General features: G+C 72.1%; 13 protein-coding genes and 2 tRNA genes. 9 read left to right on the plus strand and 6 right to left on the minus strand.

Going from position 1 to position 14273, the window contains the following annotated elements:
• Window positions 1-16: 16 nt before the first annotated feature.
• From ACWC2T_RS04820 to ACWC2T_RS04835, 4 genes are read left to right on the plus strand one after another with little or no spacing between them, the layout of a single operon-like run.
• Window positions 17-367 carry a GntR family transcriptional regulator gene (locus ACWC2T_RS04820; protein WP_450669013.1) on the plus strand — a complete coding sequence of 117 codons (351 nt, stop codon included), beginning with the start codon at window positions 17-19 and terminating at the stop codon, window positions 365-367.
• Window positions 364-1344 (plus strand): DUF1648 domain-containing protein, encoded by a 981-nt coding sequence (locus ACWC2T_RS04825; RefSeq protein ID WP_450669014.1) that lies wholly within the window; start codon window positions 364-366, stop codon window positions 1342-1344. The genes ACWC2T_RS04820 and ACWC2T_RS04825 overlap by 4 nt, the downstream gene beginning before the upstream one ends.
• Before the next feature lie 8 nt (window positions 1345-1352).
• Window positions 1353-1904: an RNA polymerase sigma factor gene (locus ACWC2T_RS04830; protein WP_450669015.1), complete on the plus strand. Its 552-nt coding sequence runs from the start codon at window positions 1353-1355 to the stop codon at window positions 1902-1904.
• Window positions 1901-2365, plus strand: coding sequence for a hypothetical protein (locus ACWC2T_RS04835; RefSeq protein ID WP_450669016.1), 465 nt, complete (start codon window positions 1901-1903; stop codon window positions 2363-2365). The genes ACWC2T_RS04830 and ACWC2T_RS04835 overlap by 4 nt, the downstream gene beginning before the upstream one ends.
• Here the strand turns inward: ACWC2T_RS04835 and ACWC2T_RS04840 are convergent.
• Window positions 2353-3255 (minus strand): alpha/beta fold hydrolase, encoded by a 903-nt coding sequence (locus ACWC2T_RS04840; protein ID WP_450669017.1) that lies wholly within the window; start codon window positions 3253-3255, stop codon window positions 2353-2355. The genes ACWC2T_RS04835 and ACWC2T_RS04840 overlap by 13 nt on opposite strands.
• Window positions 3256-3319: 64 nt before the next feature.
• Complete coding sequence (locus ACWC2T_RS04845) at window positions 3320-4183, minus strand: hypothetical protein (RefSeq protein ID WP_450669018.1); 864 nt, start codon at window positions 4181-4183, stop codon at window positions 3320-3322.
• A 577-nt stretch (window positions 4184-4760) separates the two neighbouring features.
• Between ACWC2T_RS04845 and ACWC2T_RS04850 the strand changes: the two genes are divergently transcribed.
• The 4 genes from ACWC2T_RS04850 (at window position 4761) to ACWC2T_RS04865 (ending at window position 8417) form a co-directional block, all read left to right on the plus strand.
• A tRNA-Arg gene (locus ACWC2T_RS04850) sits at window positions 4761-4835 on the plus strand.
• A 7-nt stretch (window positions 4836-4842) separates the two neighbouring features.
• Window positions 4843-4914: transfer RNA gene (locus tag ACWC2T_RS04855), tRNA-His, on the plus strand.
• Between the two features lie 2 nt (window positions 4915-4916).
• Window positions 4917-7265 (plus strand): hypothetical protein, encoded by a 2349-nt coding sequence (locus ACWC2T_RS04860; RefSeq protein ID WP_450669019.1) that lies wholly within the window; start codon window positions 4917-4919, stop codon window positions 7263-7265.
• A 111-nt stretch (window positions 7266-7376) separates the two neighbouring features.
• On the plus strand, window positions 7377-8417 hold the full coding sequence (locus ACWC2T_RS04865) for a BRO family protein (protein ID WP_450669020.1): 1041 nt from the start codon (window positions 7377-7379) through the stop codon (window positions 8415-8417).
• Between the two features lie 91 nt (window positions 8418-8508).
• Here ACWC2T_RS04865 and ACWC2T_RS04870 read toward each other — a convergent pair whose 3' ends face one another.
• The 4 genes from ACWC2T_RS04870 to ACWC2T_RS04885 all read right to left on the minus strand — a co-directional run bounded on the left by ACWC2T_RS04870 (window position 8509) and on the right by ACWC2T_RS04885 (window position 12896).
• Window positions 8509-9900 (minus strand): dihydrolipoamide acetyltransferase family protein, encoded by a 1392-nt coding sequence (locus ACWC2T_RS04870; RefSeq protein ID WP_450669021.1) that lies wholly within the window; start codon window positions 9898-9900, stop codon window positions 8509-8511.
• An 11-nt stretch (window positions 9901-9911) separates the two neighbouring features.
• On the minus strand, window positions 9912-10889 hold the full coding sequence (locus tag ACWC2T_RS04875) for an alpha-ketoacid dehydrogenase subunit beta (RefSeq protein WP_450669022.1): 978 nt from the start codon (window positions 10887-10889) through the stop codon (window positions 9912-9914).
• A 1-nt stretch (window position 10890) separates the two neighbouring features.
• Window positions 10891-12090, minus strand: coding sequence for a pyruvate dehydrogenase (acetyl-transferring) E1 component subunit alpha (pdhA, locus tag ACWC2T_RS04880; RefSeq protein WP_450669023.1), 1200 nt, complete (start codon window positions 12088-12090; stop codon window positions 10891-10893).
• A gap of 389 nt (window positions 12091-12479) precedes the next feature.
• Window positions 12480-12896, minus strand: a complete 417-nt coding sequence (locus tag ACWC2T_RS04885) for a hypothetical protein (protein ID WP_450669024.1) — start codon at window positions 12894-12896, stop codon at window positions 12480-12482.
• Window positions 12897-13250: 354 nt separating this feature from the next.
• Between ACWC2T_RS04885 and ACWC2T_RS04890 the strand changes: the two genes are divergently transcribed.
• A complete protein-coding gene (locus ACWC2T_RS04890; RefSeq protein ID WP_450669025.1) occupies window positions 13251-14267 on the plus strand; it encodes a phosphotransferase in 1017 nt (338 codons plus the stop codon).
• Window positions 14268-14273 lie beyond the last annotated feature (6 nt).

A 14273-nucleotide genomic window follows, 5' to 3' on the forward strand; every position in this document is an offset into this window, starting at 1 on the left:
TAGTGTCATTGGCACCATGCTGCTCCGTCTGGACACAGCCGACACCCGCCCGCTGCACGAACAGGTCGCGGCGGCGCTCCGGCGGGCCATCGCTGAGGGCGAGTGCCGCGCCGGCGACCGGCTGCCCTCCGCCCGCGACCTCTCCACGGCCCTGGACATCAACGTCAACACCGTCCTGCGCGGCCTGCGCGCACTGCGCGACGAGGGCCTGCTGGAGTTCCGCCGCGGCCGTGGGATCACCGTCGCCGAGGGCGCGGCCCGGCGCTCCGGACTGCAGATCAGGGTGCGCGAGCTGGTCGCGGAGGCATCCCGGCTCGGCTACACCCGCACCGACCTCATCGAGATGATCCGGGGGACGACGACATGACGAACGGGGACGGCGGAACAGACAAACGGGGGCGCGCAGCGCGCTGGGGGCTCGCGGGGTGCACGGCGGCCGTAGCCGCGCTGCTCGCGGGTCTGCCCTGGGCCGCGCACGATCGGCTGCCGGACCGGCTGGCCACCCACTGGAGCGGGGGTGCCGCTCCCGACGGCTCGATGCCACTGTGGGAGGCCTCCCTGTTCCCGGCCGGTCTCTGGCTGCTGATCGCGCTGGCACTGTCCGTCCGGTGGCGTCGTTCCTGGCCGACCCCGCGCCCCTGGCGGGCCATCGCACTGGCACCCACGGCGGCGGTGCTCGTCGGCGCACAGGCGTCCATCGTCCGCGCCAACCTCGACCACGCCGACTGGCACGAGGCCCGCGATTCGCCCCTGGACGTCGTGCTGGTCCTCGTGGCGACAGCGGTTGCCGGTGTGCTGGCCTGGAGAGGGAGCACCCGCCCCAGCACCGCCCCGGTCGCCGCCACCCCCGAACTGCGCCTGCCGGAGGGCGAGCGGCTGGTGTGGTTCTCCCGCGCGGCCAACCCCTGGCTGCAACTGCTGGCCGCGTCGACCGGCCTGGCCGGCGTCGGCACCCTGGTGGCCCTGGCCGTCGGCCTGGCCGACTCCCTCGCACTGTGGCTGGTGTGCGCCTCCTGCAGTCTCACCGCCCTCCTCGGCGCCGCGTTCTCCTCGGTCCAGGCGAAGGTGTCGGAATCGGGCCTGGAGGTGTCCTTCGGCCCCCTCGGCTGGCCCACCCGCCGCTGGTCTCCGGCCGCCATCGAGTCCGCCCGCGCCGAGCACCGGCAGCCCTCCCAGGTCGGCGGCTGGGGCTACCGCCTCAGCGGCCTCGGCACGACCGTGATGCTCCGCGCCGGCGACTGCCTGGTCGTACGCCCCCGGGGCCGCCGTACGGACTTCGCGGTGAGCGTGGACGACGCCGAACGGGGCGCGGCCCTGCTGAACGCGCTGCGACGGCGGGGTTGAGCCGGCCCATGGCCCCCCAGGCAGAGGACGACGGCCGGGCGGCGCCCTGGGACACGGCCGCCGCGCTGGTCCGGGCCTCACAGGACGGGGACGCCCTGGCCATGGACGAACTGCTCACACTGGTCACCCCCTATGTGACCCGGCTGTGCCGCCCGATCGCCCCGCACGACGTGGCCGACGCCGTACAGGAGTCGCTGCTGGCCGTCTTCAAGGGCCTGCGCACACTCCGCGATCCCCAGGCCTTCTACGGCTGGCTCCGTACGACCACGGTGCGCGAGGCGGTACGGGTCGCCCGCCGCACCCGTGCCGAGGAACCGGCCGACCCCGCCGACCTGGCCCGCCTCGGCGGGCTGCGCGCGGACGCCGACGGAGAGCTGCCGGCCGATGTGCGGGACGCACTGGCCCGGCTGCCGGTCCGGCACCGCGCGGTGCTGGTCCTGCGCGAACTGGAGGGCCTGGACGAGGCCACCGTCGCCACCCTGCTCGGCGTACCGCAGGGCACCGTCAAGTCCCGGCTGAGCCGGGCCCGTTCCTCCTTTCGGAAGGCGTGGTCACGATGAATTCCTCCGATCCGGTGCTGCGACTGCGGGTGCTGGCCGCGGGACTGCACGCCGGCCTGTACACCGAGGAGCATCTGGCGCTGCCGTACGACCGGGTCTGGGCGGTGGCCGCCGACCTGGAGGCGGAACTGCCCCATCTGGTGCCCTTCCTCCGCGAGTTCCGTGTTCCACCCGGCGACGCGGAGCGCAAACGGGCCGTGGCGGTGGGCCGTTCGGGCCTGACGGAGTCGTTCGAGGTACGGCTCTCCCCCGGCTGGTGCCTGATGCAGTCCCGGCTGATCGTCGGCGGCATGGCGGCCGCCCCCGAGGCCGGCGGCACCCGTTTCGCCGTCCTCGGCGCGACCCGCCCCACCGCCCTGCGCCCCGCCCAGTGGCTCTACGGCAGGCTGCTCGGCGCACGGCGCGGACGGGCGTTCACCACCCGGGTCGCCGAGCGGGCGGCGCTGCGTCAGACCTCCTGAGCGAAGGGGGCGAACAGCTCGCGGACACCCTCGGCCACCTCCTCCGGCCGCTCCTGTGGCAGATAGTGCCCGGCGCCCGGCACCAGCCGCACACGCAGCTCGTCGGCGTACGGTTCGGCGCCGACCAGCATCGACGGCACGACCACGTTGTCCCGCTCCCCGCCGAGCAGCAGCGTCGGCACGGTCAGCCGCTGCCGCCGCGAGGTGCCCCGGAGCTGCGCGGGGATGTCGTGCAGGACGTACTGCCAGAACAGGGACTGAACGGCGGGGGCGCTCACCGAGGTTGCCTCCGCGTACTCGGCGATCTCTGCCTGCGTCCACACGGCCGCCGGATCGGCGACCTGGTGACGCAGCAGGAAGCGGGTGAAGCCGGGCCAGTGCCGCAGCACGGCCCGCCCGAGCACCGGGTACTCGACGAACGCGGTGAACCACAGCCGCCACAGGTTGGGCAGGACCGCCCGGTGCCGGGGCCACGGGTGGGTCATGTTGAGCGCGAGGTAGCCGGTGAACCGCTCCGGCGCCCTCAGGCACAGCCGGAACCCGAGATGCGCCCCCCAGTCGTGCCCGACCAGCCCGACCCGCTCCAGCCCCAGCGTGTCGAGCAGCGCGAGGGCGTCGTCCGCCAGGCCGTCCATGTCGTAACCGCGCCGTGTGATCTGCGACCAGCCGAAGCCCCGCAGGTCCGGGCAGAGCAGCCGGTATCCGTCGGGCAACTGCCCGGCGACCTTGTGCCAGGCGTACCAGTGCTGCGGGAAGCCGTGCAGCATCAGCAGCGGGGTGCCGCCGCCGGTGCTGTACTGCGCGAGATGCAGCCGGGCGGAGCCAACGTCCAGCAGGCGGTGTTCGGCGCGCTCGTCCTTCGGCAGTGGACGGTCGGTGTGCGGTGCCATGCATGACCCCTCTCGGACAGGTGCGGTCCCCGTCGGGCCCGCGTCGCCGGGTCAGGAGTCGGCGTCAGCGCGAAAGGTTCCCTCCGTTCTGTCTCTTGCCGTCGGCCCGATCAGCAAGCCGGTCGTAGGTCTTGAAGGTGTACGAGGCGTCGTACGACAGCAGGTTGCGCTCGGCCGAGGGCAGGCCCAGGGGTCGGTCGAGGGCTCCGTTGAGGGGCCCGCAGTGTTCGGCGGCCGGGGCGGTGAAGGTGTCGTCGTAGGCCGAGAACTCGATCACCGGAGGGTCCTGGGAGACCCACTTGGAGGGGCCGGAGCGCTTCAGGCGGAAGTCCAACGGTTCGTCCTCGCCGATCGTGCAGCCGCGAGGCACCAGCGGGCCGAGGAGCCGGAAGCGGAGGCTGAACTGCCCGGTGTAGAAGTCGGACCGGCCGCCGTACTCCGGCTGTATCGCCAGGCCCAGGACGGCCGCGCGATCGCCCGCGGGCGTGCCGGTCAGTCCCCCCGGAACGGCGGTGGGGGAGCTGTGCATGGCACCCCAGACCTGGCCGTTGCTGCCGTCCGGCATCGGGCCCTCGGCGTGCGTCATGGTGATCGGAGCGAGGTTCACCGTGACCTTGCCCATGGTCAACCGTGGGGCGGCCGTGTGCACTTCGCATCTCCATCGGGCCGGGTCGACACCGTCGGGCAGGGCCGGGCAGTCGCTGAAGTCGGGCGCGGAGACGGCGGCGACACGAGGTGCAGCGTAGGCGACACCGGGTGCGCACACCGCAGCCGTACCGGCGAGGACGGCGGCGCCTGCGACGGCGGCGACACGGCGGACGGAGGAGGAAGAGGAAGAGGAAGAGGAGGGGGAGGGGGACGCCGAGGCGGAGAGGGATGGGGAGGGGCAGAGGGCGGAACTGGGGCGGGCGGCAATTGATTTCGTCATGGCACCAGCGTGCCGCCGTGGCCACTCCACCACCATCGGTGACGTCCCCGACAGCACCCCGACCCTTCCCTGATACAACGTCAGGGGGCCGCCCGGAGCGACATCGAGGCGCTCGCCGAGGCCAGCGGGAACCGGGAACCCGTCGAAGTTCGCCGGTCTTCAGTGCTTTGCCCACCGCCACATGGACGAGACCGAGGGCGAGCGAGCCGGCGACGGTCGTCAGAAGCGTCCCCGCCGTACCATGCCCCGCCACCCCGGCGCAGCCCCGCGCCACGGCCCAGCCCGCCACCGCAGCGACACCTCCGGCGCACAGCAGCTTGGTGTAGGCGCTGCGCAGGGTGCCGTCGTCCAGCCGGCCCCCGGTGCGGCGGGCCAGCAGAGGGGCGGTGAGGAGGAGCCCGGCGAAGTAGGAGACGGTGTAGGCACCGGCCATGCCGGTGACCGCCCACCGTCCTTCGGCGCCATGTGAAGCCGCCTCCGATCGACGGGTCGGTGGTCGAACGCCGTCCGGCCCCGGCCGGGCGAGGCGCCAAAACCGTTTGTGCGTACGGTTTCTCGCCGTCTACCGTCGCCCCATCGGCGTGTAGCTCAGCAGCAGAGCACCGGGCTCCTAACCCGGAGGGCGCAGGGGCGGAACCTGCCACGTCGGCCAGGAACGACGACGTGTAGCTCAGCAGCAGAGCACCGGGCTGTGATCCCGGAGGGCGCGGGGGCGGAACCCGCCACGTCGGCTATGAACGACGACGCTGAGCAGCAGCACCTCGCGCAGGCGAACCCCGGGTACGCGGCCGGTCAGCTGGCCGCCGCGCTCCGTACGGCCGCCGCACACCCGGACCCGGAGACCCGCCGACGCGGCGAGGAACGCGGCCGCAGGTGGCGTGCGGTCCTGAACGGGATGGCGGACGGCCTGCTGAAGATCGGTTCCCGCACGCCCGTCTCCGGGCTGCCCGCGTGGGTCACGCCGGAGGTCGTCCGGGGCGGCTTCGCCACCGGCGAGCCGAGCGCGGGCGGCGCCTTGCTCGACTTCGAGGTCGCGACCGCGCGCCGGGCCGGTGTGCCCGAGGAGCGGCGGGCCCTGTTCGGCTATTTCCTGTCCGAGGACGGGCTCGCCCATCTCCACGGCCTGCTCGACAGCGGTCGTTACGAGGTGACCGTCCCCGAGGAGGCCGCCCTGCTCACCGTGGCCTGGCTGGTCCGGGCCGGGGAGCCGGACGCCGCCCTGGATCTGGTCGAGGAACTGGCGCCGTTCGCGGACCGGCTGCGGTTCAGCCCGCGGCCGGCCGAGCGGCCCGCGCCCCGGCCCGACGCCGTGCACCGCTCCACCGTGGGCGACGCCTGCGCGGCACTCGCGCGTCGACGTCCCAGCACGGCCGTCGAGACCCAGCGCGAGGCCCTGGCCGTCTGGCAGCCCTTCGGTGACGAACTGCTGCTGCACTGGCTCGAGGTGACGGACGAGGAGGGATACGTGCTTGTCCCCGCCGACGACCGCGACGCCTGGCACGTCCGCTCCGCCGAACTGCTGCGCCGTTACCACGGCCTGGCCCGGCGCCACACCCACTGCACCAAGCACCTCAAGCCCAAGGAGAACCTGGGCATCCTGCGCGGCGCGCTGGAGGAGACGGTCGCCGGACGGGACCTGGAACCGCGGCGGCTCGGACTGCTGCGGCACGCCGTCGCCTCCATGGTCCGGCGGCGAGGCCGGCCCGGCTCCGCGACGCACACCGCGCTGCGCCGGGACCAGGCCGCCCAGGCCGCGCTGCCCTCGCACCACGCGCTGGCCGGAGTGGTGCTGGCGCGGCTCTCCGCCCTGCCGCAGGACGGCGGGGTGCCCGAGACCACGCCGCTCGTCGCGCCGGTGAGCACCCAGGAGGCCGACGAGACCGGTGTGCCCGCGGGCACGGCGATCCCGGCCGCCGTACGCCGGCCCGTCGAGGCGGCACTCAGTGCATCCGTCGGCACGCTCGTGGAGCGTGGTGTCGTCCCTTCGGCGGAGGTCCTGGCCGAGCTGGTCCCCCAGCTCGTCGCCGCCGCCACCGCCGCGGCACACCCCGAACCGGCCCTGCGCTCACTGGCCGCCGCGAACTACCGCGCGTTCCGCAACCGCCGCTCCCTGCTGCTGCTCAACCTCCAGCGGCAGGTGCGGGTGGAGGAGCTGCCGTGGGTGCGGGCCGTCGCCGCCCACCGCGTCGACGCGGGGGCGGAGGAGGTCGCGGCCGGCGTGCTGCGGGAGCTGGGCGGGCTCGCGGTACGGGCCTTCCCCGGCACGATCCTGCCCAACCCGCTGATCCGCGAACTGTCCGTGCTGGCCCGGCAGGCCGAGCTGGGGGCGCCCTTCGTCGAGGAACTCGCGGCGGACATCTTCATGGGCACGTTCACCCCGAAGTTCCTGACCGCCGCGCGTGTCGCGGCCGAACTGCTCGGCGGTGGCTCGCTCTACGAGCGGTACTACGCCATCGACTACCGGGCGGTGCGCAACCTCGCCGTCGCCGAGGCGGGGGACGCGGCACTCCGGTCCCACGGTGCGCGTACGTCGCCCGGGTTCGCCGCGCTGTGCCGGCAGCGGGCCGCCGAACTCGCGCCGGGCGCAGGCACGGGCACGTCCGGCTCCTGGGTCGCCGGGAACGGCACGGTGATCGAGCAGGCGCAGATCCTCACGACCCACAACCTGGCCACCCTCGTCCACCGGGTCGGCATCCAGCCCGGCGCCGGCTGGGACGAGCCGGCGCTGCGCTGCTTCGACACCGTGTGCCTGCTGACCGGGCGCGTGCACCACAACCCACGACCGCTCGGCACCATCAAGGACGTCGCCTACGCCTGGCGCCAGATGGTGTTCCACCTGTCGCTGTGCACGCCGCAGGAACAGCGGCGCGTCCTGGACCGCATGGCCGAGGAGACCGCCCGTCTCCCGTGGCACATCGCCGGCCGTCTCGCTCCGGCCCTCACCGGGCTCCGCCAGGTCATGGACGGCGCCCCGGCCGACGCCGGCGCGGGCCGTCGTCTGCTGGGCTGGAGCACCGGGGGCCACTGGTTCCGTGCGGACCCCGGTCCGTCTGCAAGAGGAACTGCCGTGCTACGACGTTGAGTTCCCCTGTCCGGAGTTTTCGGCAAACTTCACCCTCAATTGTGAACATCATGCTTGCGACTGGCATATTCGAATTCCTCCGCTCTACGTTCCGCAGCGGAGGTGGTTCACATGAGCGAACCCAGCAAGCGACCCGACTCGCCCGCACGGCACGAGGCGATCGACATCAGCGACTTCGTGTACGCGGCGACCGGAGCCCGCGTGCGCAGGCTGACCATGCCGGACGGGAGCCATTGGTTTCCGGCGGTGGATGTGTGCAAGGAACTCGGGCACACGAACCCGCAAAAGGCACTCTCCGACCATGTGCCGGCCGACCATCGAGAGTCTCTCGAGACCCTAACTGGAGGTTACGGTCTCAGCGTTCCCGCAGGTAGGGAGTGGCGCCGAGACCTGAATGTCATCTCTCTGCAGGGTCTCATCCTCCTCGTCAACGCCTGCACCAAGCCGGCCTGCGCCCCCTTCAAGCAGTGGGCCGCCGAGGTGATCGAGACCATTCAGCGAGACGGTTCCTACACGCTGGAGGAAGCCGAGGTTCAGCCCGCCGAACCGGGCGCCCCGATCGCCTACGCCATGCCCGAGCAGGTCGCCGAGGCCATCGTCCGCCTGGAGGCGCACAACCTCCAGCTGGACGAGGAGCTGGCGAACGGGCAGCGCAAGTCGATCGAGCTGCAGCAGGAAACGCTGGGCGTGCAACGGGAGACCCTGGCCCTGCAGCAGGAATCACTGACCCTGCAGCAGGAGTCACTGACCCTGCAACGGGAGATGCTGGCCACGCAGAAGGCCACCCTCGCCGTGCAGCAGGCCATGGTCCGGGCGATGGAACGGATCGCGGACCGGCTCGACGCCCTCGTGCTGGACCGCCGTAGGCCTGTCGCAGAGCTCAAGGCGCTGCCCACCACGGAGACCGTGCTGGCCGACTGGCGGCAACGCCTCTCCGTGACGGAGGACGTGTGGACCGTGGCCGTGGTCATCGCCCCGGTCCTCGTCGAGCGGGGAGAGTTGCGCGAACCGCTTGAATCCCTCGCGGCACGTACGGGGCTCTCCGTGCACCGCGTCAACGAATGTCTGCGACTTCTGCGCAAGCACGCCTGCATCCGTTCGCGCGGCGGAGCCGAGGACGGTGCGCCGGTGTACGTGCTCCACCAGGTCTGATAGCCGAGCGGAACCTGAAAGAAGAGGGGGCGGCCGCAAGGCGATTTTGCGGCCGTCCCCTCAACGCTTCGAGGCTACCCACTCAGAGCCCTCACGCCCAGGTGATCAACCTCTTCGGCTGCTCCAGAATCGCCGCCACGTCCGCCAGCACCTTCGAGCCCAGCTCGCCGTCGACCAGGCGGTGGTCGAAGCTCAGCGCCAGGGTCGTCACCTGACGCGGCTTGACCTTGCCCTTGTGGACCCACGGCTGGAGCTTGATCGCACCGATCGCCAGGATCGCCGACTCGCCGGGGTTGAGGATCGGCGTGCCCGTGTCGACGCCGAAGACGCCGACATTGGTGATCGTCACCGTGCCGCCCTGCATGGCCGCGGGGGAGGTCTTGCCCTCTCTCGCCGTCGACACCAGCTCGCCGAGCGCAGCGGCCAGCTGCGGGAGCGTCTTGTCGTGCGCGTCCTTGATGTTCGGCACGATCAGCCCGCGCGGGGTGGCCGCGGCGATGCCCAGGTTGACGTAGTGCTTCTGCACGATCTCCTGGTTGGCCTCGTCCCAGGACGCGTTGATCTCCGGGTTGCGCTTGATGGCGACCAGCAGGGCCTTGGCGATGAGGAGCAGCGGGTTGACCCGCAGGCCCTGCATCTCCTTGTCCTGCTTCAGCTCCTCGACCAGCTTCATCGTGCGGGTCACGTCGACCGTGACGAACTCGGTGACATGCGGCGCCGTGAACGCCGAGCCGACCATCGCCGCCGCCGTGGCCTTGCGGACGCCCTTGACCGGGATACGGGTCTCGCGCGTGCCGTCGTAGGACGCGACCGGGGCCGGTGTCACCGGAGCCGCAGCGACCGGGGCCGGCGTCGGCTCGGTCGGCTTCGGCGTGGCCGCCGCGTGGACGTCGTCGCGGGTGATGATGCCGTCCGGGCCGGACGGGGTGATCGTGGCCAGGTCGACGCCGAGGTCCTTGGCCAGCTTGCGCACCGGCGGCTTGGCCAGCGGGCGGGGCTTCTCGGCGACCGTGCCGTGGCCGTGGCCGTTCAGCTCGGTCTGGATCGCCTGGGCCAGGGCCGGGACGGTGACCTCGGGGCCCTTGCGGGGGCGGCGCTTGGTGGAGGACGTCGACACGCCGTAGCCGACCAGGACCGGCTGGCGGCCCTGCGGCTTGGCCTCGGGCTCCAGCTCCTCGGGTGCTGCCTCGGGCTGCTCGGCCGGGGCCCCGGCGGGTGCCGCGCCGGCCACCTCCACCGCGATGATGGACGTGCCCACGTCGACCGTGGTGCCCTCGGGGAAATGGAGTTCGCGGACCACGCCGTCGTAGGGGATGGGCAGTTCGACGGCCGCCTTGGCGGTCTCGACCTCGCACACCACCTGGCCGTCGGTGACCGTGTCACCCGGCTGGACGTACCACTTGAGGATCTCGGCCTCGGTGAGTCCCTCGCCGACGTCCGGCATCTTGAACTCGCGTACGGACGCTTGCGTCATCGTCGTCACGACCCTCTCCCTCAGTACGCCAGCGAGCGGTCGACGGCGTCGAGCACGCGGTCCAGGTCCGGCAGGTACTCCTCCTCCAGGCGGGCCGGCGGGTAGGGGGCGTGGTAGCCGCCGACCCGGAGCACGGGGGCTTCGAGGTGGTAGAAGCAGCGCTCGGTGATCCTCGCGGCGATCTCCGCGCCGGAGCCGAAGAACACCGGTGCCTCGTGGACCACGACCAGACGGCGGGTCTTCTCCACCGAGGCCTGGATGGCGTCGAAGTCCAGCGGGGAGACCGACCGGAGGTCCAGGACCTCCAGGTTCTTGCCCTCCTCGGCCGCGGCCGCCGCGACCTCCTGGCACAGCTTCACCATCGGGCCGTAGGCCGCCAGGGTGAGGTCGGTGCCCTCGCGGACGACCTGGGCCTTGTGCAGCGGGGCGGGGATCGCCTCGACGTCCACCTCGGCCTTGTCCCAGTAGCGCCGCTTCGGCTCGAAGTAGATCACCGGGTCGTCGCTCTGGATGGCCTGCTGCATCATCCAGTACGCGTCGGAGGCGTTGGAGGGGCTGACGATCTTCAGGCCCGCCACGTGCGCGAACAGGGCCTCGGGGGACTCCGAGTGGTGCTCGACCGCGCCGATGCCGCCGCCGTAGGGGATGCGGATGACGACCGGCATCTTGACCTTGCCCAGGGAGCGCGCGTGCATCTTCGCGAGCTGGGTGACGATCTGGTCGTAGGCCGGGAAGACGAAGCCGTCGAACTGGATCTCCACCACCGGGCGGTAGCCGCGCAGGGCGAGACCGATCGCGGTGCCGACGATGCCGGACTCCGCCAGCGGGGTGTCGATGACGCGGCTCTCGCCGAAGTCCTTCTGGAGGCCGTCCGTCACCCGGAACACGCCGCCGAGCTTGCCGACGTCCTCGCCCATGACCAGGACCTTGGGGTCCTCCTCCAGGGCGCGGCGCAGCGACTCGTTGATGGCCTTCGCCATCGCCATCTTCTCGGCCATCTCAGCGACCCCCTTCAGCGTCCGCGAACGACGCCTGGTAGGCGGCGAACTGCGCTCGTTCCTCGTCGACGAGCGCGTGCCCGTCCGCGTACACGTTCTCGAAGATGGCGAAGTGGTCCGGGTCGGGCATGGCGCGGACCGCTTCGCGCACTCGTTTGCCCAACGCCTCGGACTCCGCCTCGAGTTCCGCGAAGAATCCCTCGTCCGCGTGGTTTGAGGCCTCCAGATACCGGCGAAGGCGCAGGATCGGGTCCTTCGCCTCCCAGGCCAGGCGCTCCTCGTCGCCCCGGTAGCGGGTGGGGTCGTCGGAGGTGGTGTGGGCGCCCATGCGGTAGGTGAACGCCTCGACCAGGGTCGGGCCCTCGCCGCTGCGGGCGCGCTCCAGGGCCCACTTGGTGACCGCGAGGCAGGCCAGCACGTCGTTGCCGTCCACGCGTACGCCCGGGAAGCCGAAGCCCTGCGCGCGCTGGTAGAGCGGCACCCGGCTCTGCTTCTCGGTCGGCTCGGAGATCGCCCACTGGTTGTTCTGGCAGAAGAACACGACGGGGGCGTTGTAAACCGCGGAGAAGGTGAACGATTCGGCGACGTCACCCTGGCTACTCGCGCCGTCACCGAAGTAGGCGATCACCGCGCTGTCCGCGCCGTCCTTGGCGATGCCCATGGCGTAGCCGGTGGCGTGCAGCGTCTGGGAGCCGATGACGATCGTGTACAGGTGGAAGTTGTTGCCGTTGGGGTCCCAGCCGCCGTTGTTCACGCCGCGGAACATGCCGAGCAGGTTGGTCGGGTCGACCCCGCGGCACCAGGCGACGCCGTGCTCGCGGTAGGTCGGGAAGACGTAGTCGTCGTCGCGCAGCGCCCGGCCGGAGCCGATCTGGGCGGCCTCCTGGCCGAGCAGGGAGGCCCACAGGCCCAGCTCGCCCTGGCGCTGCAGGGCGGTGGCCTCGGCGTCGAAGCGGCGGGTGAGCACCATGTCGCGGTACAGGCCGCGCAGGTCTTCGGGGGTGATGCCGGCGACGTAGGCGTCGTACTCGGCGTTCTTGACCCGCTTGCCCTCGGGCGTCAGCAGCTGTACGAGCTCCGGTTCGGTGTTCTTCTTCGCGCGCCCGGCGGTGCTGCGGGTGCCGGTCTTGGTGCCGGTGGTGCCGGCCTTGCCTGCGGCGCTGCGTCGCGGCTGGCGCGCGGCACTGCTGTCCACGGTCACGTGTGCTCCTCCGTCGTTCCGGCCCCCGGGGTTGCCGGTAGGCCAGTGCGGCTCACCTGTTTCGACCACCGGGCACGGGGTGGGTGCCACTCGGCCGGGAACAGGCGTGACAGGTGCCCCGGCGAGCGCCCTGCAACCATCACGTTACCCAGTGCTCCACATTTCTGTGAAACCCCACCTGACCTGCGTTTTTGCTTGGATTTCCAAGTAAATCGAGGAGGTGGTCAAGCGTGCTGGTCACAGCCTTGCGGAAGGCCGGAGCACCCGCACGTTATCCCGCTGACCCAGGTGACGGGAAGAGTTTGTTTGTGAGACCGGCCTCGTGCGCGCGGCCGTAAATTTCGCCTAAAGAGATCACGAGTTCCCGAAGATTTCGCGACAGGTCCTTCTCAGCGCGGGCGCAGCGGTCCGGCGATCCGTTCCGCCTCGGAGCGCGGCGTGGGCGCCGCCTTCCACTGGCCGCAGTGGATCGACCGCAGCGGAGTCGCCACGTCGGCGAGCCACACCAGATGGCCGCCCGTGCCGAGCATCAGCAGCACGTCGGTGAAACCCTGCTCGACGGGTTCGGGCAGGCCGTCCCCGGTGAACAGGCCGACGACGAAGGCGAGGACGCCGAGGCAGAGAAGGGTCCGGGGCAGCAGGAGCCGTTGGATGAGCGGGTCGGCGGCCGCTCGGCCAGGGCGGACACCACCGGCCGCCCATACGGCCCGAGGCCGCCCGCGCCCGGACCGACGAGGCCGAGGGCGTCGCCCGCGCTGAGCCGGAACATCCGGAAGGGCCCGTAGATCCGCCGGGCCGGCCGCCACGGCAGCAGCACGTCCAGGCCCACGCCCGGGCACCGCTCAGCCGCGCGGACACGGCCGGGACACAGTACGGCGGCCGGTCGTAGGCGTCGGTCGCGCTCATGGCCGCTCTCGCTCCCCCGGAGGACGGCATCATGATCGGAACGCGATCATCCTGGCAGGAACGCCGTCAACGGCCAACGGCACGACCTGACTTGATGCGGCGGCGAAGGTCCGGCGGATCGAGGGGAACGTGCGTCCCGGGCCATCGCGTGACCGAAAGCGACCGACGACGACTGCCTGTGACACCGCCCAGCTCACGGCCGCTTTTCGTGCCCTAACATCTGCGGCGTGCCGCGCTCATGTGTACCACCCCCTGTGCCCCAAGTGCCCCCTCTGGGCGCCTTGCTGCGCCTGTACGCCGCCGGTACCGCCCTCACCTGCGAGCCCGTCGACCAGGGCCTGCTGAACCGCGGTTACCGGCTGTGCACCACCCGCGGCCGCTACTTCCTCAAGCACCACTTCGACCCCGACACCGCCGACCCGGCCGCCATCGAACGCCGGCACCGCGCCACCCAGCGCCTGGCCGACCTCGGCGTCCCCGTCGCCGTACCGCTCGCGCACCGCGAAGGCCGTACCGTCGCCGTCGTCGGCGGTCACGCCTACGCCCTGCACCCCTGGATCGACGGCAGGCACCGGCACGGCGGACAGCTCACGCCCGGGGAGAGCGCGCGCCTCGGGGCGCTGCTGGGCGCCGTGCACGCCTGTCTGGAGCGCGTGATGCCACCCAAGGGGCGCACACGTCCGGCCACGAGCCCCCACCCCGTGGAGAGCGCCGACCCCGCCGACACCTTCGCGCTCATCGACGACCTGCTCGCCCATGTGCGCCGGCACCGGCCCGCCGACGCCTTCGACGAGCTGGCCCGGCACCGGCTGCTGGAACGCCGGGCGCTCCTGGAGCAGCACGCGGACCGGCGCCCGCCGCGCGGCGGCTCGGTGGGCTGGGTGCACGGCGACTTCCACCCGTTCAACGTGCTCTACAAGGACGACGCCCCGGCGGCCATCGTCGACTGGGACCGGCTCGGCGTGCAGCCCCGCGCCGAGGAGGCCGTACGCGCCGCGGCGATCTTCTTCCTGCGCCCCGCGGGCGCCCTGGACCTGCCGAAGGTACGCGCGTACGCGCGCGCGTACCGGCGCGCCGCCGACGCCACGCCCTCCGAGCTGGCGGCGGCCGTGCGCCGGGTGTGGTGGGAGCGGCTGAACGACTTCTGGATGCTGCGCTGGCACTACGAACGCGGTGACACGCGCGCGGACTGCCAGTTCCCGGCCGCGTCCGCGCTCGTGGTGTGGTGGACCCGCGCGTACGACGCGGTGTGCGCCGCGTTCACCGAGTGACGGCGC

It is taken from the genome of Streptomyces sp. NPDC001393 (assembly GCF_053597455.1).

Coding starts and splice junctions, on each gene's coding strand:
- ACWC2T_RS04875 (WP_450669022.1), bottom strand. CDS start 10,889: ATGGCCGAGAAGATGGCGATGGCGAAGGCCATCAACGAGTCGCTGCGC.
- ACWC2T_RS04860 (WP_450669019.1), top strand. CDS start 4,917: ATGAACGACGACGCTGAGCAGCAGCACCTCGCGCAGGCGAACCCCGGG.
- ACWC2T_RS04820 (WP_450669013.1), top strand. CDS start 17: ATGCTGCTCCGTCTGGACACAGCCGACACCCGCCCGCTGCACGAACAG.
- ACWC2T_RS04840 (WP_450669017.1), bottom strand. CDS start 3,255: ATGGCACCGCACACCGACCGTCCACTGCCGAAGGACGAGCGCGCCGAA.
- ACWC2T_RS04830 (WP_450669015.1), top strand. CDS start 1,353: ATGGCCCCCCAGGCAGAGGACGACGGCCGGGCGGCGCCCTGGGACACG.
- ACWC2T_RS04845 (WP_450669018.1), bottom strand. CDS start 4,183: ATGACGAAATCAATTGCCGCCCGCCCCAGTTCCGCCCTCTGCCCCTCC.
- ACWC2T_RS04865 (WP_450669020.1), top strand. CDS start 7,377: ATGAGCGAACCCAGCAAGCGACCCGACTCGCCCGCACGGCACGAGGCG.
- ACWC2T_RS04835 (WP_450669016.1), top strand. CDS start 1,901: ATGAATTCCTCCGATCCGGTGCTGCGACTGCGGGTGCTGGCCGCGGGA.
- ACWC2T_RS04825 (WP_450669014.1), top strand. CDS start 364: ATGACGAACGGGGACGGCGGAACAGACAAACGGGGGCGCGCAGCGCGC.